At 70.2% G+C, this 510-nt stretch carries 1 protein-coding gene; it reads right to left on the bottom strand.

Annotated features, from left to right (window positions below):
* Window positions 1–98: 98 nt before the first annotated feature.
* On the bottom strand, window positions 99–398 hold the full coding sequence (locus ACYQ8K_RS30200; RefSeq protein ID WP_459975053.1) for a DUF503 domain-containing protein: 300 nt from the start codon (window positions 396–398) through the stop codon (window positions 99–101).
* Window positions 399–510: the final 112 nt, after the last annotated feature.

The following is a 510-nucleotide window of genomic DNA, read 5'->3' as shown; positions in this document are numbered from 1 at the left end:
CAACGACGCCACTCAGCACTCGGAGGCCACCCTCCGATCAGCCGACTGTCAACAACGTCTTAGCCGAGTACAGCTAGCGGCTGGCTCGCCACCGTCAGCTACGCGAGATCCTCGCTGCGTACCAAAGAGCGCCGCACCGACAGCAGCTCGAACTCGGGATGCGCGGCCACCAGCCGCTCGGCCGCGTCCAGGACCTCGACAGCGTGACCGCGGTCGCCGGACACCGTGGCGACGCCGATGCCGGCGCGCCGGTACAGCCCATGCGAACCCGTCTCGGCCGCCGACACGCTGAACTTGCGCTGCAACTCGGCGACGACGGGACGGATGACGGATCGCTTCTGTTTGAGTGACCGCACGTCGCCGAGCAACACGTCGAACTCGAGCCAGCCGATCCACATGCCGCGGGTCAACCCGGCGGGTTCTGCTGCTCGGGGGCGGGCATGCGTGTCGACGCCGGGCTGGCCCGCCTGCTGGGCCTGTCGCGCAGCGCGGCGGCGGCGCTCGCCGAGG

It is taken from the genome of Mycobacterium sp. MUNTM1, assembly GCF_054660795.1.
The sequence above is the reverse complement of the archived record's forward strand: the minus strand, read 5'-3'. Positions and strand labels throughout refer to the sequence as shown.